Annotated in this window: 22 protein-coding genes; 12 read left to right on the forward strand and 10 right to left on the reverse strand. The window is 67.7% G+C overall.

Going from position 1 to position 22,295, the window contains the following annotated elements; translation table 11 throughout:
• Positions 1–12 precede the first annotated feature (12 nt).
• Positions 13–1,329 carry an amidohydrolase gene (locus G7A98_RS14010; RefSeq protein ID WP_163650302.1) on the forward strand — a complete coding sequence of 439 codons (1,317 nt, stop codon included), beginning with the start codon at positions 13–15 and terminating at the stop codon, positions 1,327–1,329.
• 31 nt (positions 1,330–1,360) lie between these two features.
• Positions 1,361–1,969 (forward strand): trimeric intracellular cation channel family protein, encoded by a 609-nt coding sequence (locus tag G7A98_RS14015; protein ID WP_163650303.1) that lies wholly within the window; start codon positions 1,361–1,363, stop codon positions 1,967–1,969.
• Between the two features lie 78 nt (positions 1,970–2,047).
• Here the strand turns inward: G7A98_RS14015 and nadE are convergent, their stop codons facing one another.
• The 3 genes from nadE to G7A98_RS14030 all read right to left on the reverse strand — a co-directional run bounded on the left by nadE (position 2,048) and on the right by G7A98_RS14030 (position 4,506).
• Positions 2,048–2,881, reverse strand: coding sequence for an ammonia-dependent NAD(+) synthetase (nadE, locus tag G7A98_RS14020; RefSeq protein WP_163650304.1), 834 nt, complete (start codon positions 2,879–2,881; stop codon positions 2,048–2,050).
• 73 nt (positions 2,882–2,954) lie between these two features.
• Complete coding sequence (locus G7A98_RS14025; RefSeq protein ID WP_163650305.1) at positions 2,955–3,464, reverse strand: CinA family protein; 510 nt, start codon at positions 3,462–3,464, stop codon at positions 2,955–2,957.
• A 139-nt stretch (positions 3,465–3,603) separates the two neighbouring features.
• Positions 3,604–4,506 carry a LysR family transcriptional regulator gene (locus G7A98_RS14030; RefSeq protein ID WP_163650306.1) on the reverse strand — a complete coding sequence of 301 codons (903 nt, stop codon included), beginning with the start codon at positions 4,504–4,506 and terminating at the stop codon, positions 3,604–3,606.
• Positions 4,507–4,610: 104 nt separating this feature from the next.
• On the opposite strand from G7A98_RS14030, the gene G7A98_RS16830 reads away from it, so the two are divergent.
• The 10 genes from G7A98_RS16830 to G7A98_RS14075 all read left to right on the forward strand — a co-directional run bounded on the left by G7A98_RS16830 (position 4,611) and on the right by G7A98_RS14075 (position 13,658).
• Positions 4,611–5,291 carry an enolase C-terminal domain-like protein gene (locus tag G7A98_RS16830; RefSeq protein WP_276207499.1) on the forward strand — a complete coding sequence of 227 codons (681 nt, stop codon included), beginning with the start codon at positions 4,611–4,613 and terminating at the stop codon, positions 5,289–5,291.
• A 37-nt stretch (positions 5,292–5,328) separates the two neighbouring features.
• On the forward strand, positions 5,329–5,715 hold the full coding sequence (locus tag G7A98_RS16835) for an enolase C-terminal domain-like protein (RefSeq protein WP_276207500.1): 387 nt from the start codon (positions 5,329–5,331) through the stop codon (positions 5,713–5,715).
• Positions 5,716–5,801: 86 nt separating this feature from the next.
• Positions 5,802–6,092: a muconolactone Delta-isomerase gene (catC, locus tag G7A98_RS14040; RefSeq protein WP_163650307.1), complete on the forward strand. Its 291-nt coding sequence runs from the start codon at positions 5,802–5,804 to the stop codon at positions 6,090–6,092.
• A gap of 58 nt (positions 6,093–6,150) precedes the next feature.
• Positions 6,151–7,125, forward strand: a complete 975-nt coding sequence (gene catA / locus G7A98_RS14045) for a catechol 1,2-dioxygenase (RefSeq protein ID WP_163650308.1) — start codon at positions 6,151–6,153, stop codon at positions 7,123–7,125.
• Positions 7,126–7,209: 84 nt separating this feature from the next.
• Entirely contained in the window at positions 7,210–8,571 is a 1,362-nt protein-coding gene (locus G7A98_RS14050) for a Rieske 2Fe-2S domain-containing protein (RefSeq protein ID WP_163650309.1), read from the forward strand.
• Between the two features lie 16 nt (positions 8,572–8,587).
• Complete coding sequence (gene benB / locus G7A98_RS14055) at positions 8,588–9,076, forward strand: benzoate 1,2-dioxygenase small subunit (RefSeq protein WP_163650310.1); 489 nt, start codon at positions 8,588–8,590, stop codon at positions 9,074–9,076.
• 23 nt (positions 9,077–9,099) lie between these two features.
• A complete protein-coding gene (gene benC / locus G7A98_RS14060; RefSeq protein WP_163650311.1) occupies positions 9,100–10,143 on the forward strand; it encodes a benzoate 1,2-dioxygenase electron transfer component BenC in 1,044 nt (347 codons plus the stop codon).
• Positions 10,140–10,934: a benzoate diol dehydrogenase BenD gene (benD, locus tag G7A98_RS14065; protein WP_163650312.1), complete on the forward strand. Its 795-nt coding sequence runs from the start codon at positions 10,140–10,142 to the stop codon at positions 10,932–10,934. The genes benC and benD overlap by 4 nt, the downstream gene beginning before the upstream one ends.
• Before the next feature lie 74 nt (positions 10,935–11,008).
• A complete protein-coding gene (locus G7A98_RS14070; protein ID WP_163650313.1) occupies positions 11,009–12,250 on the forward strand; it encodes a benzoate/H(+) symporter BenE family transporter in 1,242 nt (413 codons plus the stop codon).
• A 181-nt stretch (positions 12,251–12,431) separates the two neighbouring features.
• Positions 12,432–13,658 carry a benzoate/H(+) symporter BenE family transporter gene (locus G7A98_RS14075; RefSeq protein WP_346427281.1) on the forward strand — a complete coding sequence of 409 codons (1,227 nt, stop codon included), beginning with the start codon at positions 12,432–12,434 and terminating at the stop codon, positions 13,656–13,658.
• A gap of 148 nt (positions 13,659–13,806) precedes the next feature.
• On the opposite strand, the gene G7A98_RS14080 is transcribed toward G7A98_RS14075, so the two are convergent.
• From G7A98_RS14080 to G7A98_RS14110, 7 genes are all read right to left on the reverse strand, one after another.
• Positions 13,807–14,433 (reverse strand): ABC-type transport auxiliary lipoprotein family protein, encoded by a 627-nt coding sequence (locus G7A98_RS14080; protein WP_110062542.1) that lies wholly within the window; start codon positions 14,431–14,433, stop codon positions 13,807–13,809.
• Complete coding sequence (locus G7A98_RS14085; RefSeq protein WP_110062541.1) at positions 14,430–15,368, reverse strand: MlaD family protein; 939 nt, start codon at positions 15,366–15,368, stop codon at positions 14,430–14,432. Before G7A98_RS14085 ends, G7A98_RS14080 begins: the two co-directional genes overlap by 4 nt.
• 2 nt (positions 15,369–15,370) lie before the next feature.
• Positions 15,371–16,162 carry an ATP-binding cassette domain-containing protein gene (locus tag G7A98_RS14090; protein ID WP_181396336.1) on the reverse strand — a complete coding sequence of 264 codons (792 nt, stop codon included), beginning with the start codon at positions 16,160–16,162 and terminating at the stop codon, positions 15,371–15,373.
• Positions 16,159–17,280, reverse strand: coding sequence for an ABC transporter permease (locus tag G7A98_RS14095; protein WP_240464758.1), 1,122 nt, complete (start codon positions 17,278–17,280; stop codon positions 16,159–16,161). The genes G7A98_RS14090 and G7A98_RS14095 overlap by 4 nt, the downstream gene beginning before the upstream one ends.
• Positions 17,281–17,363: 83 nt before the next feature.
• The gene (locus G7A98_RS14100) at positions 17,364–18,482 is read right to left on the reverse strand and encodes an ABC transporter permease (RefSeq protein ID WP_110062539.1); all 1,119 of its coding nucleotides are present in this window, start codon (positions 18,480–18,482) and stop codon (positions 17,364–17,366) included.
• Entirely contained in the window at positions 18,482–21,205 is a 2,724-nt protein-coding gene (gene rbbA, locus G7A98_RS14105; protein ID WP_110062538.1) for a ribosome-associated ATPase/putative transporter RbbA, read from the reverse strand. Before rbbA ends, G7A98_RS14100 begins: the two co-directional genes overlap by 1 nt.
• Positions 21,202–22,293, reverse strand: coding sequence for an HlyD family efflux transporter periplasmic adaptor subunit (locus G7A98_RS14110; RefSeq protein WP_163650314.1), 1,092 nt, complete (start codon positions 22,291–22,293; stop codon positions 21,202–21,204). Before G7A98_RS14110 ends, rbbA begins: the two co-directional genes overlap by 4 nt.
• Positions 22,294–22,295 lie beyond the last annotated feature (2 nt).

Consider the following 22,295-nt stretch of genomic DNA (forward strand, 5'->3'; position numbering starts at 1 on the left):
AGGAGTCTTCCGATGACGACACAAGCGCATTCTTCCGACCTGAGGGACGCGATCGGCCGCCGGACGGACGCCGCCCTCGAGACGGTCCAGGCCCTCTATCGCTGGATTCACGAGCACCCCGAGCTGCCGTTCCAGGAGCACAAAACCAGCGCCCGCCTCGCCGAGGCGCTGGAGGCCCTGGGCTATGAGGTGACCCGCGGGGTCGGGGGCACCGGTGTGGTGGCCCTGCTGCGCAACGGTGACGGCCCCACGGTGATGCTGCGCGGCGACATGGACGCCCTGCCCATCGCCGAGCAGACCGGGCTCGACTTCGCCAGCCACGAACGTGCCGAGACGCCCGAGGGCAAGCAGGTGCCGGTGATGCATGCCTGCGGCCACGACCTGCACAGCAGCTGCCTGGTGGGTGCCGCGACGGTGCTGGCGGAACTTCGCGAGCAGTGGCGGGGCACCCTGATGCTGGTCTGCCAGCCCGCCGAGGAGGTCTTCGGCGGCGCCCAGGCGATGCTCGACGACGGCCTCTACGAGCGCTTCGCGCGGCCCGACATCGTGCTCGGTCAGCACAACATGCCGGCCCTGGCCGGCACGGTGGGGCATATCGCCGACAGCGCCATGGCCGCCGCCACCACCCTGGGGGTGACCATCCACGGCGCCGGCGGCCACGGCTCGATGCCGGCGCAGACCGTCGATCCGGTGGTGATCGCCGCGCATGTGGTCACGCGGCTGCAGACCATCGTCTCCCGCGAGGTGCCGCCGGAGCAGACCGTGGTGGTGACGGTGGGCAAGCTGCAGGCCGGCACCCAGGGCAACATCATCCCGCACAGCGCCGAGCTGGAGATCAACGTCCGCGGCTTCGACGATACCCTGCACCAGCAGGTGCTGGCGTCGATCCGGCGCATCATCCACGCCGAGTGCGAGGCGGGCCGCTCGCCCAGGGAACCGGAGTTCCGGGTGATCTCGGAGACCCTCGCCCTGCACAACGATCCTGACGGCGTGGCGCGACTGCAGCGGGCCCATGCCGCGCAGTTCGGCGAGGCCCAGGTGTTCGCCATGCCGCGCCTGAACGGCAGCGAGGACTTCCCCTACTTCGGCACGGCCGCGGCGGGCGGCTTCGGCGGCGAGGACATTCCCTACGTCTACTGGTTCATCGGCGCCACCCCCGAGGAGCGCTGGCAGGCCACGCCGGGCCAGAGCGTGGCGGAGAAGATGCGCCACCTGGAGATGCCGCACTCGCCCTACTACTTCCCGGGCAACCCCGTGACCCTGCGCACCGGCATCGAAGCCCTGGCGAGCGGGGCACTGGCCTGGCTGGGGCAGGGGGCGTCCTCCTGATGGCGGAACCGGCATCGACGGGGCGGTGAGCATGGGCCACTGGATCTACTGGCTGGATCTGGCCGGGGTGGCGGTGTTCGCGCTGTCGGGGGTGATCCTCGCCAGCCGCACCCGCATGGACCCGTTCGGCATGCTGGTACTGGCGGCGGTGACCGGCATCGGCGGCGGCACGCTGCGCGACCTGCTGCTCGGCGTGCGGCCGGTGTTCTGGGTCACCGCCCCCAGCTATCTGTGGGTGATCGCCGCCACCGTGACGCTGTCGCTGATCGGCCTGCGCCACGTCCATCGGCTCTCCCAGGCCGTCCTGCCGGTGCTCGATGCCTTCGGCCTGGCGCTGTTCACGGCGATCGGCACCCACAAGGCCCTGGTGCTGGGGCATGGCGGCAGCGTGGCCGTGCTGATGGGCATGCTGACCGGGGTGGCCGGCGGCATCCTGCGCGACGTGCTGGCCCGCCGCGTGCCGCTGGTGCTGCGTCAGGAAATCTACGCCACGGCCTCGATGGCCGGGGCCACCGCCTATGTGGTGCTGTTCAGGCTGGCGCTGCCCGTCGGGGCGGCCATGCTGGCGTGCCTCGGCATCACGCTGACGCTGCGGCTGGCCGCCATCCGCTGGCATCTGGCGTTGCCGGTGCTGCCCTGAACCGGCGGCGCGGGCGGAGACGATCCCGCGGAACGCAGGAGCGAGGCCGGCGGGGCGACACGGCGCCCCGCCGGGCGTTCACTCGGGCGCTTTGGGCAGTCGGCGCTTGTGCTCGGTCCTGCGGTAGGCATCGATGATGATGCGGGCGTCCTGCGGCTCGACCGGCTCCCCCGTCAGGAAGCGATCGATGGCGGCATAGCTGACGCCCAGTGCGTCCTCGTCGCTGCGCTGGGGACGCAGCGACTCGAGATCCGCCGTGGGGACCTTGTCGACCAGCCGCTGGGGGACGCCCAGGTGGCTGGCCATCTCCCGCACCTGATGCTTGGTCAGCCCGGCCAGCGGGGTCACATCACAGGCGCCGTCGCCGAACTTGGTGAAGAAGCCCATCACCGCCTCGGCGGCCTGGTCGGTGCCGACCACCAGACCGCCGTGGGTGCCCGCCACCGCATACTGGGCGATCATCCGCTGGCGCGCCTTGATGTTGCCCATCACGAAGTCGCGGTGGGCGTCGTCGCGAAAGCGCAGCCCGCCCTGTTCGAGGGCGTCGAGCATGGCGTCGCTGGCCGGCTTGATGTCGATCGTCAGGATCTCGTCGGGAGCGATGAAATCCAGCGCCCGGGAAGCCTCGTCGTCATCCTGCTGGGTGCCGTAGGGCAGGCGCAATGCCCAGAAGCGAGCGTCGGGCAGCGTGCCGCGGACCGCTTCGACGGCGCGTTGCGACAGGCGCCCGGCCACGGTGGAGTCGATGCCGCCGCTGATCCCCAGTACCAGGGCGTGCTGGCCGCTGTCGCGCATTGCCTGCGCCAGAAAGCGCAGCCGGTGCTCGACCTGCTCCTCGGCGCCGCGGCGGGTGTCGACCCCCAGGGCGTCGGCGATCGCGCGCTGCTCGTTCGAGAGGGACTCCGTGCTCATTCTGACCTCCTTGGCGTTTGCACGGCCGTGGTGGCGAAAGCCACCCGGCGGAGTGGGCTGACTGGCGGCTTACTCAAAGCGGCGAGATAGTGCCGTCGCAGACCCGGCGATGCAGGTCCGGAATGCGCGACAGGCTCTGATGTGCCGCGGTCAGGCGGACTTCGTTGCGCTTGCCGGCGAGGCGTTGCGTCTCGCTGGTCACATAGACCCGGCCCTCGTGGCGGAACGCCCAGGCCAGACAGACGGTGCCCACCGGGGTGCCGTCATCTCCCGGTTTGGGGCCGGCGATGCCGGTATTGGCGATCGCCAGGTTGGCGGCGCTGTTGTTGAGGGCACCCAGCGCCATCGCCCGCGAGGTGGCCTCGCTGGTGAGGCCGTCCCGCGACATCGCTTCGTAGGGCACGCCGAGATAGCGGTTCTTCGCCTCGGGGGAATAGACCGCCAGGCCGCAGTCGATCGCCTGGCCGCTGCCCGGAACGCTGACCAGTTCGGAAACGACCAGCCCGGCGGTGCAGGACTCCGCAGTGGTGATCTGCAGGCCTTGAGCCGTCAGGTAGTGGATGACGTCCTCGAGCCAATCCATGGGGCATCTTCCTCCCTTGCTGTCCTTGCCTGGGAACGCGCTGGCTCCCGGGGACGGGAGCAGCGAACTCCCGCCCAGCGTAGTCACGGATTCCGGGAAGCCCCATAACCTGTGATGCGCTCCGGAACGCCGGGGACGCTCACGGGTAACGTCCGCTGCGGCGGTTTTCCACCATCACCTCGAGAATCGCGTTGGCCTCCTGCATGATCGGGCCGGGCGCCTCGTTGCGGCGCCGACTGCAGAGGATGGGGATGGTGATGTGCCTGTCTGCCAGGTCGGTATAGGTGACTCCGTCGCGCTGGAGGCGGCGCACCTGCTCGGGCACCAGGGTGATGCCGAAGCCCGAGGCGATCAGGCCCAGCGTGGTCTGCAGCTCGTTGGCCTCCTGCACGACCTCGATCTTCAGGCCGCGGCGGCGGTACATGCCCAGCACGATGTCGGCCAGGCTGGGGCGAGGGGCGGCGGGGAACAGCACGTGCGGATACTCGGCCAGTTCGGCGAGGGTCGGGCGTGTGCCCTCCAGCGGATGCCCGGTGGGCATGGCGACGATCATCGGCTCGTCGAAGAGCACCTGCTGGACCACCTCCGGGTCGTCGATGCGCAGGCGGCCGAAGCCGATGTCGATGCGGCCCGCCTTGAGCGCCTGGACCTGCTGCACGGTGGTCAGCTCGGCCAGTGTCAACTCGATGTCATCCTTTTGTCGTAATTGCCGGACCAGCAGGGGGAGCTGGCCATAGAACACCGAGGGCACGAAGCCGATGCCGAAGAGCTCGCGGTGGTGGCGGGCGAGGCGCCGGGTGCCGGTCACCGCCGTGTCGAGTTTTTCCAGTATCTGCAGGGTATGCTCAAGGAAGAACTGTCCGGCCGGGGTCAGGGCCATGCCGCGCGTGCTGCGGGAGAACAGTCTGGCCCCCACTTCCTCTTCCAACTGATTGATTTGCCTTGTTAATGGCGGCTGTGACATGTGCAGGCGGCGGGCCGCTCGGGTCAGGTTCAGCTCCTCGGCGACGACCCGGAAGTAGCGAAGGTGGCGCAGTTCCATGATACCTCCTGGGTATGGCTGGTGACCCAAACAATATTGGTCGGTGTTCGCCCCGGCAAGCAGACTTTCACACATTCCATGCATCCAGCCTTTCGGGAGCTGCCATGTCCGCCGTCGTCGAGTCCGTCGAGACCCTGCTGGTCGATCTGCCGACCATCCGCCCCCACAAGCTGTCCATGACCACCATGGCCTGCCAGACCATGGTCATCGTGCGGATGCGTCACAGCGACGGCCTCGAGGGGCTCGGCGAGGGCACCACCATCGGCGGGCTGGCCTACGGGCCGGAAAGCCCCGAGAGCATCAAGTGCAACATCGACACCTACCTGGCGCCGCTGCTGATCGGCCAGCCGTCGAACAGCGTCAATGCGCTGCGGGCGCGGATGAACCGCCATGTGCGCGGCAATGCCATCGCCAAGTCGGCGCTGGAGACCGCGCTGCTGGACGCCCAGGGCAAGCGGCTGGGCGTGCCGGTGGCCGAGCTGCTCGGCGGGGCCCGCCAGGCTCACCTGCCGGTGCTCTGGACCCTGGCCAGCGGCGATACCCGGAAGGACATCGACGAGGCCTTCCAGCGTCTCGACGAGCGTCGTCACTGCGACTTCAAACTCAAGATCGGCGCCAACCCGGTCGACCAGGACGTGCGGCATGTGGCGGCGATCAAGGCGGCGCTGGGCGATCGCGCCAGCGTGCGGGTCGACGTCAATCAGGCCTGGGACGAGGCCACCGCCGTGCGCGGCATCCAGGCGCTCCAGGATGCCGGCATAGCCCACCCCGGCCCGCGAGCATGATGCCCTGATCCGGCTCTCACGGCGTTTCACCGTGCCGATGCTGGCCGACGAGGCGGTGCAGGATGCCCGTGACGGGCTGACGCTGGCCGCCGGCGGCTTCAGCGGCGCCTTCGCGCTCAAGATCGCCAAGTCCGGCGGCGTCAGCGGGGTGCTGGAGCTGGCCCATGTGGCCCAGGCCGCCGGCATCGGCCTCTACGGCGGGACCCTGCTCGAGGGCACCATCGGCACCGCCGCCGCGCTGCATGCCTGGGCGACGCTGCCCGAGCTGGCCTGGGGGACCGAGATGTTCGGACCGCTGCTGCTCACCGACGACATCGTCGCCGAGCCGCTCCACTACCACGACTTCGGGGTCGAGCTGCCGACGGCACCGGGCCTTGGCATCACCCTGGACGAGGACAAGCTGGCCCATTACGCGCGCCGGTGACGTCGCTCACGTGATGTCCGTCATGAATCCCGGCGTCTCGCCGGCGAGACATGCTCCGGGCGTCGCCCTATCGAGAGGAGAGAACCATGCTGTTTCAGGTGGAAATGACCGTCAAGCTGCCGCCCGACATGCCGGCCGAGCAGGCCGCCGAGATCAAGGCGACCGAGAAGGCCTACTCGCAGGACCTGCAGCGCCAGGGCAAGTGGCGTCACCTGTGGCGGGTGGCGGGCAGCTACTCGAACGTCAGCATCTTCGATGTCGAGGACAACGCCGAGCTCCAGGAGCTGGTGTCCAACCTGCCGCTGTTCCCCTACATGGAGATCGCCGTCAAGCCGCTGTGCCGTCACCCGTCCTCCGTCCGCGACGGCGACGCCTGACGTCGCGCCGGCTCACTTCACGCACCGAAGACCACGATAACAAAGCGAGGGCAAGACCATGACCGTCAAGATCTTTGACACTCCCGAAGTCCAGAACTTCCTGAACACCATCGCCGGTTTCGACCAGGAAGGCGGCAACGATCGCGCCAAGCGGATCCTGCACCGGATCCTGTCGGACCTGTTCCGTACCATCGATGACTACGACATCACCCCGGAAGAGTACTGGTCCGCGGTGAGCGTGCTCAACGCCCTGGGGCAGGGCACCCAGTTCGGCCTGCTGTCGCCGGGTCTGGGCTTCGACCACTTCCTGGACATGCGCATGGACGCCGCCGATGCCGAGGCCAAGCGTACCGGCGGCACCCCGCGCACCATCGAGGGGCCGCTCTACGTGGCCGGTGCGCCCGAGGTACACGGCACCGGGCGCATGGATGACGGCAGCGACACCGACGGCGAGGTGATGTGGCTCAACGGCCAGGTGCGCGACACCCAGGGCAACCCGGTCGCCGGTGCCAAGGTCGAGGTGTGGCACGCCAACTCCAAGGGCGGCTACTCGTTCTTCGACCCGACCCAGAGCGACTACAACCTGCGTCGCACCATCATCACCGACAGCGACGGTCGCTACGCGGTGCGCAGCATCATCCCCTCCGGCTACGGCTGCCCGCCGGACAGCCCGACCCAGGAGGTGCTCAACCTGCTCGGTCGCCACGGCGAGCGCCCCGCGCATATCCACTACTTCATCTCGGCGCCGGGCTATCAGCACCTGACCACCCAGATCAACCTGGCGGGCGACCCGTACACCTTCGACGACTTCGCCTACGCCACTCGCGAGGAGCTGGTGATTCCGGCCAACCGCATCGAGGACGCCGACGAGATCGCCAGGCGCGAGCTGGACGGCCCGTTCTCCGAGGTGACCTTCGATATCGTGCTGACGGCGACCGACGACCCTGAGCTCCAGCATCGTCACGCGCGTCCGCGTGCCAAGGAAGACGAGCAGGACAAGGCCAGCCAGCTGGCCGGTACCGCCAAGGTCTGAGGCCCAGCGCCTCCGCTACTTCCCGACGACCGGGAAGGCCCTGCCGCCAGGGCCTTCCCCCGACAACCATCGAGGATCCCGATCATGACGACCAAGCTTGATCTTCTCGAGGAACGCGTCCGCGGTGCCGTGGTCGATGACGCCGACGCCGGTATCTATCGTGTTCACCGCAGCATCTTCACCGATCCCGAGTTCTTCGAACTCGAGATGAAGCACGTCTTCGAGGGCAACTGGCTGTTCCTGGGCCACGAAAGCCAGCTGCCCGAGCCGGGCGACTACCTCACCGTGACCATGGGCCGCCAGCCGGTGCTGGTGACCCGCGACAAGCAGGGCGAGCTGCACGGCCTGATCAACGCCTGTGCCCACCGCGGCGCGACCCTGTGCCGGCGCAAGCGCGGCAACAAGGGCACCTTCACCTGCCCGTTCCACGGCTGGACCTTCAAGAACGACGGCAAGCTGCTCAAGGCCAAGAACGAGAAGACCGGCGCCTACCCGGACAGCTTCAAGCAGGAAGGCTCCCACGACCTGACCCGCCTGCCGCGCTTCGAGAGCTACAAGGGCTTTCTGTTCGGCAGCCTGAGCGACGACGTGCAGCCGCTCGAGGCGTACCTGGGCGAGACCACCAAGGTCATCGACAACATCGTCGACCAGGCGCCGGAAGGCCTGGAGGTCCTGCGCGGCACCTCGTCGTACACCTACAACGGCAACTGGAAGCTGCAGGCGGAGAACGGCGCCGACGGCTACCACGTCAGCAGCGTGCACTGGAACTATGCCTCGACCATGGATCGCCGCAACTACGACGCCGGCGGCACCAAGGCGGTGGACGCCGACGGCTGGTCGAAGAGCCAGGGCGGCTTCTACTCCTACGAGAACGGCCACATGATGCTGTGGACGCGGCTGCTCAATCCCGAGGTGCGCCCGGTCTACAACGAGAAGGACCGGATCGAGAAGGAGCTGGGCGAGGCGCGGGCCGACTCGATCGTCAACCAGACCCGCAACCTCTGCCTGTACCCCAACGTCTACCTGATGGACCAGTTCTCCACGCAGATCCGCGTGCTGCGCCCGCTCGCCGTGGACAAGACCGAGGTCACCATCTACTGCTTCGCGCCCAAGGGCGAATCCGCCGAGAGCCGCCGGGTGCGCATCCGCCAGTACGAGGACTTCTTCAACGTCTCCGGCATGGGCACCCCGGACGATCTCGAGGAGTTCCGGGCCTGCCAGGAGGGCTACAACGGCGCGCTGGCCGAGTGGAACGACCTCTCCCGCGGGGCCAAGCAGTGGATCGAGGGCGCCGACGACAACGCCAGGGCGATCGGCATGAAGCCGCTGCTCAGCGGCGCGGCCCCGGAGGACGAAGGCCTCTACGTGCTGCACCACCGCCACTGGGTCGAGGAAATGCTGCGCGCCATCGACAAGGAACGCAGCCAGTACATCGCCACCGCGTGACAAGGGGAGAGAGACCATGAGCATCAGCTATCTGGATATCCAGGCCTTCCTCTACCGCGAGGCGCGCCTGCTCGACGACCGCCAGTGGGACGAGTGGCTCGAGTGCTACAGCAAGGACGCGGTGTTCTGGATGCCGGCCTGGGACGACGACGACCAGCTGACCCGGGATCCGCACAGCGAGATCTCGCTGATCTACTACCCGAATCGCGAGGGGCTCGAGGACCGGGTCTACCGGATCAAGACCGAACGCAGTGGGGCGAGCACGCCGGAGCCGCGCACCACCCACCAGGTCAGCAACCTCGAGGTGCTGTCCCAGGAGGGCGACACGGTGGAGCTGCGCTTCAACTGGCACACCCTGAGCCACCGCTACAAGCGGACCGACAGCTACTTCGGGACCTGCTTCTATACCCTGGACGTGTCCGGCGAGACCCCGCTGATCAAGAAGAAAGTCGTGCAACTCAACAACGACTACATCCACCAGGTCATCGATATCTACCATATATGACCGGTGGGGGAGGAGATTCGACCATGAGCTACACCATTGCCCTCAACTTCGAAGATGGCGTGACCCGCTTCATTGGCTGCAAGGAAGGGGAAACGGTCCTCGATGCCGCCTATCGCCAGAAGGTCAACCTGCCGATGGACTGCTCCGACGGTGTCTGCGGCACCTGCAAGGGCCACTGCGAGAAGGGCGAGTTCGACCTGGGCGACGAGTACCTGGACGAGGCGCTGTCCGACGAGGAGGCCGCCGAAGGCCAGGTGCTGACCTGCCAGATGGTGCCGTCCTCCGACTGCATCATCCAGATTCCGGTCGCCTCCACGCTGTGCAAGACCGCGGTGGGCAGGCTCGAGGGCACCGTGGCCATGGTCGAGTCGCTCTCCGAGGACAGCATCGAGCTGGCGGTGGATCTGGACGATGAGGCCGCCCTGGCCTTCCTGCCCGGCCAGTACATCCATATCGACGTGCCGGGTACCGACGAGCACCGCTCCTACTCCTTCAGCTCGAAGCCCGGTGATCGGCGGGCGACCTTCCTGATCCGCAACATCCCCGAAGGGGTGATGAGCGGCTACCTGACCGAGCGCGCCAAGGTCGGCGACCGGCTGGCCCTGACCGGGCCGATGGGCAGCTTCTACCTGCGCGACATCACCCGCCCGGTGCTGATGCTGGCCGGCGGCACCGGTCTCGCGCCCTTCCTGTCGATGCTCGAGCGGCTGGTGCAGAAGAAGGCCGAAGGGGAGGTCAACGACCAGCCGATCCATCTGATCTACGGCGTCAACAAGGATGACCATCTGGTCAAGGTCGATGCCCTGGAGCACTTCGCCAGGGAGCTGGACAACTTCACCTATGCCACCGTGGTGGTGGATGAGGCCAGCGAGCATCCGCGCAAGGGCTACGTGACCCATCACATGGACGCCGGGGTACTGCACGACGGCGACATCGACGTCTACCTGTGCGGGCCGCCGCCGATGGTCGATGCGGTGCTCAGGTACTTCGACGAGCAGGGCATCACCCCGCAGAGTTTCTACTACGAGAAGTTCACCCCCAACCAGGCACCGGGGGGCGCGGCATGAGGCGCTTTCAGGACTCGCGTTTCCAGGACCGGGTGATGGTGATCACCGGCGCGGCCCAGGGCATCGGGCGTCGCGTCGCCGAGCGGGCCGCCACCGAGGGCGCGCGCCTGGCGCTGGTCGATCGTTCCGATCTCGTCCAGGAGGTGGTGGCCGACCTGGTGGGGCAGGGGGCGGAGGCCATCGCCCTGCAGGCCGACCTGGAGACCTGGGAGGGGGCCGAGACGGTCATGGCCCGGAGTGTCGAGCATTTCGGGCGCATCGACATCCTGATCAACAACGTGGGCGGGGCGATCAACTTCAAGCCGTTCACCGAGTTTACCCCCGAGCAGATCTCGGCCGAGATCACCCGCTCGCTGATGCCCACCCTGTGGTGCTGCCGGGCGGTGCTGCCGACGATGATCGCGCAGGGCGGCGGGGTGATCGTCAACGTCTCCTCGGCGGCGACCCGCGGCATCCACCGGATTCCCTACTCCGCGGCCAAGGGTGGCGTCAACGCCATGACGGCGTCGCTGGCCTTCGAGTATGCCGAGCACGGCATCCGCGTGGTGGCCACCGCGCCGGGCGGCACCGAGGCGCCGCCACGCAAGATCTCGCGCGGCACCCCGGAGCCGCGCAATGCGACCGAGCAGGCCTGGTTCCAGGCGCATATCGACCAGACCAGGCAGAGCTGCCTGTTCGGCCGCTACGGCACCCTGGACGAGATGGCCGCACCGATCCTGTTCATGGCCTCCGACGAGGCCAGCTACATCACCGGCAGCGTGCTGCCGGTGGCCGGTGGCGACCAGGGCTGATTGCCCGCCGCGCCCCCTCGGGGCGCGGCGCCACCGTCTCCCGATTCCAACGACAACAATGTCTGGAGTACACCGTGAAACACCTCGAGAAGGGCGTCAGCCTGCGGCGCGCCCCCGCCGACTTCATTCGTGATCTCAACGTCGACAACGTCAGTGCCGGGGTCGTGGCCGGTATCTTCGGCCTCAGCGCCGGCGTGATCCACATCAGCGCCGGCACCGCCGCGGGACTCGACCCCCACTTCATCATGATCTGGGTCATCGCCTACCTGATGATCAACGGCCTGTTCGGGCTGTTCATGCCCGCCTACTACCGGCTGCCGCTGCCGATGGCCAACTCCATCCCCGGGGCGCTGCTGTTCGCGGCGATCATCCCGGTGGTCGGCGTGGAAGCCGCGCTCGGCGCCTCGCTGATCGCCGGGGCCATCTCGCTGGTGGCGGGGCTGGCCGGGGTGATGGGGATCGTCATGAAGCTGATCCCCATGCCCATCGTCATGGGCATGGTCGGCGGCATCCTGCTCAAGTTCGGCCTCAACATGGTCGCCCCGCTGGAGCATGCCCTGCTGCCGGCCTCGATCATGATCCTGGCCTTTCTGCTGTCGGCGCGCCTGCTGCGCCGGGTACCGCCGCTGATCGTGGCCATGCTGGCGGGCATCGCCTACATGCTGGTCACCGGGGTCGACTTCTCCGGCGTGACGTTCTCGGTGACCTTGCCCGAGTTCATCGTTCCCAAGTTTACCCTGGAGGCCTTCCTGGCCTACGGCCTGCCGCTGGCGCTGATCCTGGTGGGCATGGAGACGCCGGCCGGCGTCGGCCTGGTCCAGGGCATGGGCTACAAGTCGGTGCCGGCCAATGCCATCACCGCGGTGGGCGGCTTCGCGACCATGATCTCGTCCTTCTTCAACCTCCACAGCACCTGCATCGCCGCGCCGATGACCGGCATCTGCTCCTCGCCCGAGGCCGGCAAGCCGGACAAGCGCTGGGTGGCGGCGGTGATCGCCGGGGCGATCTTCGTGGTAGCGGCCCCCTTCTACGGCTACGTGGTCAGCCTGATCGAGGCGATGCCGTCCTACTTCATCGCCATCATCGCCGGCCTGGCCCTGCTGCGGGTGATCACCTCGGCGATGTACATGACTTTCGCGGGCAAGCACGAGATGGGCGGACTGTTTTCCTTCCTGATCGCCGCCTCGGGCCTGCAGATCCTGGGCATCGGTTCGTCCTTCTGGGCCCTGGTGCTGGGCGTGGGGGTCTCGCTGATCTTCGAGACCAGGGACTTCGAGTTCATCCGCCGGGTCGCCAACGAGCCCTCGGCGTCCTGAGCCGAGACGCCTCGGGCGCGGTGCCATCGCCTGAGGCCACGAGCCCCCGGGGCATGGCCGCTGCCGTGCCGCCCGATATCCTCCATTGGTCCGCAGGCTGCCCAGGCCGTGCGGGCCTTTTTTGCGACGCGAGACCGGCCCGGACTCCGCGTGCCGGTTTCCCTGACCCGCTGGAGAGACGATGATGTTCAAGGATTGGTCGATTTCCGCCGTGGCGGCCGGTTTCCTGGCCGTGCTGATTTCCTATTCGGGGCCGCTGGCGATCTTCTTCCAGGCGGCCCGCAGCGCCGATGTCGCTCCCGAGATGCTGACCTCCTGGGTGTGGGCGATCTCGATCGGCGCGGCGCTGTCCGGCATCCTGCTCAGCGCCTGGCTGAAAATACCGGTGATCACCGCCTGGTCGGCGCCGGGCACGGCACTGCTGGTGACGCTGTTCCCGGGGCTGTCGCTCAACGAGGCGGTGGGCGCCTATCTCGTTGCGGCGCTGATCATCCTGCTGGTCGGTGTCTCGGGGAGCTTCGACTGGCTGATGCGGCGCATCCCCTCGGGGATCGCCGCCGGGATGATGGCGGGCATCCTGTTCCAGTTCGGGCTCGGCGCCTTCCGCTCGGTGGAGAGCACGCCGCTGCTGGCGCTGAGCATGCTCGCCGCCTACCTGGTGTTCAAGCGTCTGGCGCCGCGCTACTGCCTGGTGCTGCTGCTGGTGACCGGCATCGCGCTGTCGGTGGGGCTCGAGGGCACCTCGCTGAGCGGCGTGCGCTGGCAGCTGGCGACGCCGCAGTTCATCGCCCCCGAGTGGAGCTGGCACGCCGTGCTGAGCCTGGCGCTGCCGCTGGTACTGGTCAGCCTCACCGGGCAGTTCCTGCCGGGCATGGCGATCCTGCGCGGGGCAGGCTACACCACCCGCGCCCGGCCGATCGTCACCGTGGCGGGCCTGGTCTCGCTGCCGACGGCGCTGTTCGGTGGGGTGACCACCGTGGTCGCGGCGATCACCGCGGCGATCTGCACCGGCGAGGACGCCCATCCCGACCCGGACCGGCGCTACGTGGCGGGTATCGCCAACGGCGTGTTCTATCTCTTCGGTGCGCTCTTCGCCGGCACCATCGTGGCGCTGTTCAGCGCCCTGCCGGCGGCCTTCGTCGCTGTGCTGGCGGGGCTGGCGCTGATCGGCGCGATCGCCGGCAACCTGGTCGCCGCGGTCGAGGATATTGAGCACCGCGAGGCCGCGGTGATCACCTTCCTGGCGACCGCTTCGGGGATGAGCCTGCTGGGGCTGGGGTCGGCGTTCTGGGGCGTGGTGTTCGGCATGCTCGCGCATGGGTTGCTGCACTGGCGCCCCGTCCGGTCGATGGGCGAGAGCCGCTCGACGCCAGCCGCGACGCCGCGGGCGGCGAAGGCACGCGACTGATGCCAAACCCGGATCCATGGCCAGTGGCGGTCGGACCCCATTGGCGCAGGAGTGAATGGTCGGTTCGTCTGCTTGACCGAGCTAAACCCCCTATGATGCATCCAAAGACCCCTTTTCGGCTGATTTCGCCATGCATGGGCTTCACTCGCTACTTTTGTAAAGGTATTTCTCTTAGCGTCCAGTCGACCAGCTCGCTGGCGAGCCGGTCGGCGGCGCGGTCGAAGGCCTCGACCACGGCATCGAGGCTGTCATCCTCGCTTGCGACTACCGCCTCGATGCGGCGGCTGGCCAGCACCTCGCGGCTGGACTCGTCGAGAAGCTGGACGTCAAGGCGCATTATTACCTCGGGCGCGCCCTCGCGGTAGCGGCTATGGAAGGCCCCCAGGTGGCTCGCCAGGGTGGCGTCGCTGCGCGCCCGGCTGGTGTCGTTCACCACGGCGGCCAGGCGACCATCGAGGCGGAAGGCCGCGATCAGGTGGTCGCGCAGCAGCCGCGGGGCATCGTCGCTCCAGCGTGCCCCGGCATAGGCCTGGAACTCCCCGGGCGAGGGCATGACCAGCAGGCGCCGGCCATCCAGCGGTGCCCCGGCGCTCGGCGTGTCGAGGCGCAGGGTGAGGTCGCGGGTGGCCTCATGATACGCCGACAGCGACGGCTCGGACAGCGTGAACAGGCGTACCGGTTCGCGCTCGGGGAGCAGGCTGCAGCCCGCGGGGAGACCGGCGATCATCAGCAAGGACAGTACCATCGCGAGCCGTGGCATCGGGGGCAGGGTCATGGGGAGAACTCCTGTATCGCGTCGCGCCCCCGCAGGGCATCGGCGGGATTTTCCTCGATGCGTCGCACCAGACGGTTCAGGGCGCGCAGTGTCGCGTGCAGTTCGCGCATGGCCGGGTCGAGCTCGCCCACGCCTTGCAGGCCCCGCGCCAGGGAGTCCTCGTGGCGTGCGGTCAGGCGATCCAGCCGGGCGGTGGTGGACTCCAGCGATTGCATCGCACGCCGGGCGCTCTGCAAGGTATCGCGCCCCTCGGCGTCCAGCAGCGCGTTGGCACTTTCGCCCAGGCGGCTGAAGCTCTGCAGGGAGGCCTCGAGCTGCTCGCCGGTCTCACCGAAGCGCGCCATGGCCTCGCCGAGGGCATGGCGCTGGTCGACCAAAGCCCGTGAGACGACCTCCAGGTTGCCCAGGGTGCGCGTCAGGCTCTCGGCGTTCTCCTCGGAGAGCAGCCGGTTGGCATTGGTCAGCAAGCGGTCCACCTGGGCGAAGAGCTCCTCGCTGTTGGCGAGCAGCGAGCTCAGCGGCGAGGGCTCGGCCTGGATCAGCGGGGGATCGTCGCGGTTGCCTTGCAGGCGTGGACTCTCGGGCGTGCCGCCGAGCAGCTGGATGTTCATGGTGCCGGTGATGTTGGCCAGCGCCAGGCTGGCGCGGGTATCCTGCTTGATCGGGACGTCGCTGTAGACGCGGATCAGCGCCCGCACCTGGCGCGGGTCCTGGGGATCGAGGCGCAGCCTGACCACATCGCCGACCTCGATGCCGGTGTACTGGACTGCGTTGCCCTCGGCGAGCCCGCTGACGGCCCGGTTGAAGCGGATCTCGTACCAGGCATAGTCGCGGTCGACGCTGGACTTGCCGAGCCAGAGGGCGAACAGCAGCGCGCTGCCCAGGGTAATCACCGTGAACAGTCCGATCAGCACATGATGGGCGCGGGGTTCCATCGTCAGGACTCCTCATCGGGGTAGGCCGCCAGGTGGGCGGCACGGCCTCGTGGGCCGTGAAAATAGTCATGGATCCAGGCATCGTCGGTGGCCGCGACGACGTCGAGGCGGTCGGCCACCAGCACTCGGCCTCGTGACAGCACGGCCACCCGGTCGCAGGCGGCATAGAGGGTGTCCAGGTCGTGGGTGACCAGGAAGACACTCAGGCCGAGTGCGTCGCGCAGGGTCAGGATCAGGCGGTCGAAGGCCGCCGCGGCGATCGGATCCAGGCCCGCCGTCGGTTCGTCCAGGAACAGCACTTCCGGGTCCAGCGCCAGGGCGCGCGCCAGGGCAGCCCGCTTGATCATGCCACCTGAGAGCTCGGCGGGATACTGGGTTGCGGATTCCCCGGGCAGTCCGGCCAGCGCCAGCTTGACCCGGGCCAGGGCCTCGGCATCGGCGCGGGTGAGCCCGATGTGCTCGATCAGCGGCAGGGCGACGTTCTCCTGCAGGGACAGCGAGGTGAACAGCGCCCCGCGCTGGAAGAGTACCCCGAAGCGGCGCTCCACCCGCGAGCGGTCCTGGGCGGAGAGGCTCAGGAGCTCCTCGCCGAACACCTCGATCTGCCCGGCGCTGGGCCGCAGCAGGCCGACGATGCTGCGCAGCAGGACCGACTTGCCGGTGCCCGAGCCGCCGACCACGCCGAGGATCTCGCCCGGGTAGAGGTCGAGATCGAGGTTCTCATGAACGCTGTGCTGGCCGAAGCGGTTGGCCAGTCCGCGAACCCGGATCAGTGGTTCCCGGGACGCGCTCACCAGCCCATCTCCATGAAGAACAGCGCCGCCACTGCATCCAGCAGAATCACCACGAAGATCGACTGCACCACGCTCGAGGTGGTGTGTTCGCCCACCGACTGGGCGCTGCCGCTGACCTTGAAGCCCTCCAGGCAACCGATTACTGCAATGAGGAAGGCAAACAGCGGTGCCTTGGCGAGTCCCACCAGGAAGTGGTTGAGCGGGATGTCACGCTGCAGGATGGCCAGAAACTGGATAAGCGAGATATCCAGGGCCTGCAGGCAGACCAGGGCACCGCCGAGGATGCCGCTCAGCATGCCCACGAAGGAGAGGATCGGCAGGGTCAGCATCATCGCCAGCACCCGCGGCAGCACCAGCAGCTCGATGGGGTCGATGCCGAGGGTGCGCACGGCGTCGAGCTCCTCGTTGGCCTTCATGGCACCGAGCTGGGCCGTGAAGGCGCTGGCGGTGCGGCCGGCGAGCAGAATCGCGGCGAGCAACACGCCGAACTCGCGCAGGAAGGCGAAGGCGACCAGGTTGACGGTGTAGATGGTGGCGCCGAAGCCGCGCAGCACCGTGGCGCCGAGGAAGGCCACCACCGCCCCCACCAGGAAGGTCAGCAGGGCGACGATGGGCAGGGCGTTGAGGCCCGTCTGGTGCAGCTGGGCCACCATCGCGGTGAGGCGCCAGCGGCCCGGTCGCCAGGCGGTGGCGGCCAGGGTGGCGAGCACCTGGCCGATGAAGCCGAGCAGCTGGCGCTGCTGTTGCCAGAGCCCCTCGACGAACTGGCCGGTCCACGCCAGGCTATCCTTCAGTGGCCGGGTGGGCTGCGCCGGGGGCGGCGGGTTGTCGGCCATGGCCTCGCCCAGGGTGCGCAGCAGGGCGCGGCGCGTCGCCGGCAGGTCGGGGGCCCAGTCGTCGATCGCGGCGAGTCGTTGGGCACCGACGAGTTCCGCCAACAAGGCGGCGCCGGCGGTGTCCAGGGCGCCGAGTTCGGTGAGATCGATTGCCGCGGCGGTTATTTCACGCCGGGGGCTGCGGTCGAGTTCAAGGCATAAGGCGGCGTAGTGCGGCAGAGTCCAGGCACCGACGATGGCCAGGCGATTGTCCCGCTGTTCGATGTGGCCGGGCTCGGTCATGGGTGAAGGCATCTCAGGAGCGTCACGACTAGAGGTATCGGTAGGCATGGCAACAGCTTGTGCTCTGTTCATCTTGTGTTCGCTCACCCCAGCGACTTGCGCAGCCGGGACAGGGCGAACAGGAAGAAAACCGCGCCAATCACCACCAGTGCCAGTAGCTGCGGCCAGACGATGGCCAGCCCTGCGCCACGAAACAGGATGCCTTGTCCCAGCATCACGAAGTGCGTGGTCGGTGCGGCGAGCATGATGTCCTGAATGAACACCGGCATGCTTTCCCGCGGCGTCGTGCCGCCGGACAGCACCTGCAGCGGGATCAGCGTGAGGATGATCAGCAGCCCGAGCTGCGGCATGGAGCGGGCCACGGTGCCGAGGAAGATGCCCATCGATGTCGTGGCGAACAGGTGCAACATGGCGCCGAACAGGAACAGGGCGAGCGAACCGGGGATGGGAACCTGCAACCAGCTTTCCACGACCACGCGCAGGGCGAAGGCGGAGGCCGTCAGGACCACCAGCCCCATCGACCACACCTTGGCCGTCATGATCTCGAAGGGGGTCACCGGCATCACCAGCAGGTGCTCGATGGTGCCGTGTTCGCGCTCGCGGATCAGCGCCGCGCCGGTGAGCACGATCGACAGCATGGTGATCTGATTGATGACCGCGTTTATCGCGCCGAACCAGGCTTGAATCAGGTTGGGGTTGTAGGCCACGCGCACCACCGCTTGCACGGGCGTGATGGCATCGGGGTCGTGTCCCGCCAGGAAGGTGGCGACTTCGTCATTGATGATCTGCTGGATGTAGCCGGCCCCGGTGAACGCCTGACTGACCTGGGTCGCATCGACGTTGAGCTGGATCGTGACCGTATCGCCGTCGAGCAGGTCGCGCTGGAAGCCGGGAGGGATGTCCAGCGTGAAGGTGTAGCGTCCCGCGTCCATGCCGGCGTCCATTTCGGCAGGGTTGGTCATCAGCACCGGTTCGAGAAAGTAGGGCTCCTGAAAGGCGTCGATGAGGCGTTGCGAGGCGGGCGAGCGATCCTCGTCGACCACCGCGATGGTGGCCCGATAGGGCGATTCCGGAACCGCGGTGGCGCTGGAATAGATGCTGATGCTGAAGGCGTAGACGATCAGCACCATCATGGCCGGATCGCGGAGCAGGGTACGCAGTTCCTTGAGCCCGAGCTGAAGAATATTGGAGAGCGTGCGCATCATGTCTCCTGTTTCCTGAGGCTGGCGAGGCTCAGCAGGTTCAACACCGGAATGGTCGCCAGCAGGGCCAGGAAATAGGGATAAAGATCAAGCAGCCCCAGCGCCTTGGAAAATACGCCACGGCTGATGAGCAGAAAGTGGCTGGTGGGATAGAGCTGGCCGATCACCGCCGAGGCCCCGTCCATGGCCGAGACGGGGTGGATCATGCCCGAAAACTGGATTGCCGGCACCAGGGTGGCGATGGCGGTGCCGAAGATCGCGGCGATCTGACTGTTGAACAGCGCCGAGATCAGAAGCCCCAGCCCCGTGGCGCACATCACGTAGAGCAGGGCCCCCAGCGTCAGGACCAGCAGGCTGCCCTTGACCGGCACAGCGAAGACGACGACCGAAAGCACGATCAGCAGGACGAAGTTGACCATCCCCATGGCCACATAGGGCAACTGCTTGCCGATCAGGAACTCCAGCCGTGTCACCGGGGTGACATAGAAGTTGGTGATAGAGCCCAGTTCCTTTTCGCGCACCACGCCCAACGCGGTGAGCATGGCGGGAATCATCATCAGCAACAGCGGAATGACCGCCGGCACCATGGCCGGCAGGCTGCGCACGTCGGGGTTGTAGCGATAGCGCAGGGCGATATCGACCTGTCCGCTGCCGGGGGCGTCATCGCGGGCCAGCTCCTGCAGATAGCGGGCATGAATGCCCTGGACATAGCCGCGTATCGTGCTGGCGCGACTGGGCATGGCGCCGTCGATCCAGTAGGCGACCTGAGGCGAGTCGCCGCGTTTGAGGTCGCGTCCGAAATGCGGCGGTATTTCCACGGCGAGGCTGATATCGCCGTTGCGCAGCCGTTCGTCGAGTTCCGTGTAGCTCTGCAGCGGCGGTTTTTCGCTGAAGTAGCGCGAGCCGGACAGGTTGAGCGTGTAATGCTGGCTGGTCGTGGTCTGGTCGCGGTCGAGCACGGCGAAGGAGAGATCCTCCACGTCCATGGTAATGCCATAGCCCATGATGAACATCAGGATCAGCGTGCCCGCCAGGGCCAGCGTGGCGCGAATCGGGTCGCGGCGCAGCTCCAGGCCCTCGCGGTGGGCATAACTGAGCAGCCGCCGCCAGCTGAAGCGTGGCGGCGGGGCGTCGGCCGTCGCCGGGGCCGCGGAGGGGGGCGCGGATGGAGCGCTGTCGCCCGGTTCCTCCGGGGCCTGGCTGGCCTCGCGCAGATAGGCGATAAAGGCCTGTTCCAGCGTGTCGGCGCCGCGCTTCTCCTGAAGCGCCTGTGGCGTATCGCTGGCCAGCACCCGACCGGCATGCATCAGCGAGATGCGATCGCAGCGCATGGCCTCGTTCATGAAGTGGGTGGAGACGAAGAGGGTGACGCCATCCTCGCGCGACATCTTGACCAGCTGGGCCCAGAAATTGTCGCGGGCGATCGGATCGACGCCGGAAGTCGGTTCGTCGAGGATCAGGATCTCGGGACGGTGGAGGACCGCGACGGCCAGCGACAGGCGCTGGCGCACGCCCAGCGGCAGCCTGCTGGGCAGGACATCGACGACGTCCTGCAGGTCGAACTGCTCCAGCAGTTCCTGGCGGCGCGCGCGATAGTCGTCGTCGGGCAGGTGAAACAGGCGGGCATGCAGGTCGAGGTTCTGGCCCACGCTGAGTTCGCTGTACAGCGAGAACGCCTGGGACATGTAACCGACCCGGCGGCGCGATTCGATGTCGCTGGGGTCGACCGGCTGGCCGAACAGCCGGGCCTCGCCCTCCTCGAAGGGCAAAAGGCCGGTGAGCATCTTCATGGTGGTCGACTTGCCGCAGCCGTTGGAGCCGAGAAAGCCGAAGATCTCGCCACGCTCGATGCGAAAGTCGACGTGATCCACGGCGGTGAAATCGCCGAAGCGCTTGGTCAGGCCGTGGGCCTCGATGGCGATCTCGTCATTGGCAGGACGTGGCGGAATGGCAAGCTGCCGATGCCCGCGGCGTCTCTCCTCGGGCAGCAGTTGGATGAACGCCTCCTCCAGCGAGCTGCAGCCAGTCTTCTCGAGCAGCGCCCGGGGCGGGCCGGTATCGAGCACCTGGCCGTCGTTCATCGCCACCAGCCAGTCGAAGCGTTGGGCCTCGTCCATGTAGGCCGTGGCCACCAGCACGCTCATGTGGGGGCGCTGCTGGCGGATGCGGGCGATCAGATCCCAGAACTGGCTGCGCGAGAGCGGATCGACCCCGGTGGTCGGCTCGTCGAGGATCAAGAGGTCGGGATCGTGGATCAGCGCACAGCACAAGCCCAGCTTCTGCTTCATGCCGCCGGAGAGCTTACCGGCGGGGCGCTCGGTGAAGTCGCCCAGGCCGGTGCTGCGGGTCAGGTCGGCAATGCGCCGCTCGCGCTCGTCGTGGTCCTGACCGAACAGGCGGGCGAAGAATTCGAGATTCTCGCGCACGGTCAGGGTCGCATAGAGGTTCTTGCCGAGTCCCTGCGGCATGTAGGCGATGCGCGGCCCGGTGAGGCGGCGATGCTCGCTGTCGGCGATGTCGCCGCCGAGCACCTCGATATGCCCCTGCTGGAGGCGTCGGGCCCCGGCGATCAGCGCCAGCAGGCTCGACTTGCCGACCCCGTCGGGGCCGATCAGCCCGACCATCCGCCGGGCCGGAACCTCGAGGCTCACGTCGGCCAGGGCCACGGTTCTGGCGTACTTGAGGCCGACGTTGCGCAGCCGCGCGACGCTATCCTCGGTCATGACGACACGTTCACCTGAAGAACGTTCTGCTTAAGAAAGTCGGGCCACTCGGCGTCGGCGTCGAGCTTGAGATAGGCCATGCCGGGCAGGCCGGTCTTGACCTGCTCGAGATGGTCGCGCAGCAGCTGCGGATCGATGCGCGCCCGGATGCGGAACATGAGTTTTTCCCGTTCGCTGGCGGTTTCCACCGTCTTGGGCGTGAACTGGGCGGTGCTGGCGACGAAGCTGACGCGGGCGGGGATCACGTACGCCGGGACGGCATCGAGAATCAGGCGCACCTCGTCGCCCAGCGCCACGCGCCCGGCCTGCGAGGTGGGCAGAAAGAACGTCATGTAGACGTCGGTCAGGTCGATCAGATTGAGTACATTGCCGCCGGCGGCCAGCACTTCGCCGGGTTCCGCCACGCGGTACTGCACCCGGGCCAGGCGGTCGGCGCGTAGCTGGCTGTCATCCAGGTCCGCCTGGATCCTCGCCACGCCGGCTTCGGCGGCGTCGATGGCGGACTGCGCCTCGATGACCTGAGAGCGGGCCGCGACGATGGCCGCCTGGGTCGCCGAGACCTGGGCTCTCGAGGCCGCCAGCGCGGCTTCGGCGCTTTGCATGGCAGCGCGGTCGTCATCCACCTGCTGACGGGAAATGACATTGCGCTGCAGCAGGGTATTGGAGCGCTCGTAGCGCTTGCGTGCCGCAGTGAGTTCCGCCTGGCGCTGCTGAACGACCGCCTCGGCGGAGGCCTCGTTGCTTTCGCTCTGGGCCACCATGGCATGGGCGGTCTGCAGGGCATTGCGGGCACGCAGCGCCTCGGCCTTGGCTTGGCTGAGCTCCGCCTGCAGGGTGCGGGTGTTCATGCGCGCCAGCACCTGGTCGGGCTCGACGAAATCGCCTTCGTCGACGAGGATCTCCTCGACCCGGCCGCTCAGTTGGGTGGCGATATCGATTTCGGTGGCCTCGATACGTCCGTTGCCGCTGGCGATGGCGTCGCCCAGGCCGTCGGGTCGCAGCGCTGTCCAGCCCAGCAGGGCGACGGCCACCACGATGGCGATGACGACCAGACCGCGCACGAGGCGCTTGCGGAGTTCCTGGGGCATGA

Origin of the sequence: Modicisalibacter sp. 'Wilcox' (assembly GCF_010993675.1) — a bacterium.
Taxonomy (GTDB): Bacteria; Pseudomonadota; Gammaproteobacteria; order Pseudomonadales; family Halomonadaceae; genus Modicisalibacter; species Modicisalibacter tunisiensis.

What these genes read in the sequence shown, in the direction of transcription:
- G7A98_RS14010 (WP_163650302.1), top strand. Translation starts at nt 13, where the DNA reads ATGACGACACAAGCGCATTCTTCCGACCTGAGGGACGCGATCGGCCGC.
- G7A98_RS14015 (WP_163650303.1), top strand. Translation starts at nt 1,361, where the DNA reads ATGGGCCACTGGATCTACTGGCTGGATCTGGCCGGGGTGGCGGTGTTC.
- nadE (WP_163650304.1), bottom strand. Translation starts at nt 2,881, where the DNA reads ATGAGCACGGAGTCCCTCTCGAACGAGCAGCGCGCGATCGCCGACGCC.
- G7A98_RS14025 (WP_163650305.1), bottom strand. Translation starts at nt 3,464, where the DNA reads ATGGATTGGCTCGAGGACGTCATCCACTACCTGACGGCTCAAGGCCTG.
- G7A98_RS14030 (WP_163650306.1), bottom strand. Translation starts at nt 4,506, where the DNA reads ATGGAACTGCGCCACCTTCGCTACTTCCGGGTCGTCGCCGAGGAGCTG.
- G7A98_RS16830 (WP_276207499.1), top strand. Translation starts at nt 4,611, where the DNA reads ATGTCCGCCGTCGTCGAGTCCGTCGAGACCCTGCTGGTCGATCTGCCG.
- G7A98_RS16835 (WP_276207500.1), top strand. Translation starts at nt 5,329, where the DNA reads ATGCTGGCCGACGAGGCGGTGCAGGATGCCCGTGACGGGCTGACGCTG.
- catC (WP_163650307.1), top strand. Translation starts at nt 5,802, where the DNA reads ATGCTGTTTCAGGTGGAAATGACCGTCAAGCTGCCGCCCGACATGCCG.
- catA (WP_163650308.1), top strand. Translation starts at nt 6,151, where the DNA reads ATGACCGTCAAGATCTTTGACACTCCCGAAGTCCAGAACTTCCTGAAC.
- G7A98_RS14050 (WP_163650309.1), top strand. Translation starts at nt 7,210, where the DNA reads ATGACGACCAAGCTTGATCTTCTCGAGGAACGCGTCCGCGGTGCCGTG.
- benB (WP_163650310.1), top strand. Translation starts at nt 8,588, where the DNA reads ATGAGCATCAGCTATCTGGATATCCAGGCCTTCCTCTACCGCGAGGCG.
- benC (WP_163650311.1), top strand. Translation starts at nt 9,100, where the DNA reads ATGAGCTACACCATTGCCCTCAACTTCGAAGATGGCGTGACCCGCTTC.
- benD (WP_163650312.1), top strand. Translation starts at nt 10,140, where the DNA reads ATGAGGCGCTTTCAGGACTCGCGTTTCCAGGACCGGGTGATGGTGATC.
- G7A98_RS14075 (WP_346427281.1), top strand. Translation starts at nt 12,432, where the DNA reads ATGATGTTCAAGGATTGGTCGATTTCCGCCGTGGCGGCCGGTTTCCTG.
- G7A98_RS14080 (WP_110062542.1), bottom strand. Translation starts at nt 14,433, where the DNA reads ATGACCCTGCCCCCGATGCCACGGCTCGCGATGGTACTGTCCTTGCTG.
- G7A98_RS14085 (WP_110062541.1), bottom strand. Translation starts at nt 15,368, where the DNA reads ATGGAACCCCGCGCCCATCATGTGCTGATCGGACTGTTCACGGTGATT.
- G7A98_RS14095 (WP_240464758.1), bottom strand. Translation starts at nt 17,280, where the DNA reads ATGACCGAGCCCGGCCACATCGAACAGCGGGACAATCGCCTGGCCATC.
- G7A98_RS14100 (WP_110062539.1), bottom strand. Translation starts at nt 18,482, where the DNA reads ATGCGCACGCTCTCCAATATTCTTCAGCTCGGGCTCAAGGAACTGCGT.
- rbbA (WP_110062538.1), bottom strand. Translation starts at nt 21,205, where the DNA reads ATGACCGAGGATAGCGTCGCGCGGCTGCGCAACGTCGGCCTCAAGTAC.
- G7A98_RS14110 (WP_163650314.1), bottom strand. Translation starts at nt 22,293, where the DNA reads ATGCCCCAGGAACTCCGCAAGCGCCTCGTGCGCGGTCTGGTCGTCATC.